This is a genomic window from Solihabitans fulvus (assembly GCF_008386585.1).
In the GTDB taxonomy this organism is placed as follows: Bacteria; Actinomycetota; Actinomycetes; order Mycobacteriales; family Pseudonocardiaceae; genus Solihabitans; species Solihabitans fulvus.
The window spans coordinates 1-463 of record NZ_VUOB01000308.1 but is presented as its reverse complement, the minus strand read 5'-3'; the positions used below and the strand labels follow the sequence as shown (position 1 = coordinate 463).

Annotated in this window: 1 protein-coding gene; it reads left to right on the top strand. The window is 53.3% G+C overall.

What is annotated here, in order from left to right:
• A partial coding sequence (locus tag F0L68_RS45925) for a large ribosomal subunit protein uL4 (RefSeq protein ID WP_149855421.1) occupies positions 1-463 on the top strand: 463 nt, incomplete at both ends.

Genomic DNA, 463 nt, shown 5'->3' with positions numbered 1-463 from the left:
TTGGACGTTTCGTCATCTGGACTCAGTCCGCATTCGGCAGGCTTGACCCCTTATTCGGGTCATGGAAGACACCATCGAAACAAAAGAAGAACTTCAACCTGCCCCAGCCAAAGATGGCCAACACTGACCTCACACGTCTTCTCAAGTCTGATGAGATCAGGAAGGTCCTCCGTGCTCCCAACACACGCGTGATCCGTGCTACACGCAAATTGAACCCGCTCACCAGTAACAAGGCGATGCTGAAACTCAATCCTTACGCGGCCGTGCTGAAGAGGAAAGCTATCTTAGAGCTGCGCAGAAGGAAGAACTTGAAGGCTCTGGCTGATGCCGAGAAGAGTGGATTGAAGCTGTCTAAGCGAAACCCCGCTATGAAGGCTGAGAAACTACGCGAGAGGAGACGCAAGACCAGCAAGGAGGCACTCGCCAAGAAACCCAAGAACCCGGTTGCTAAGAAGACCCCGCC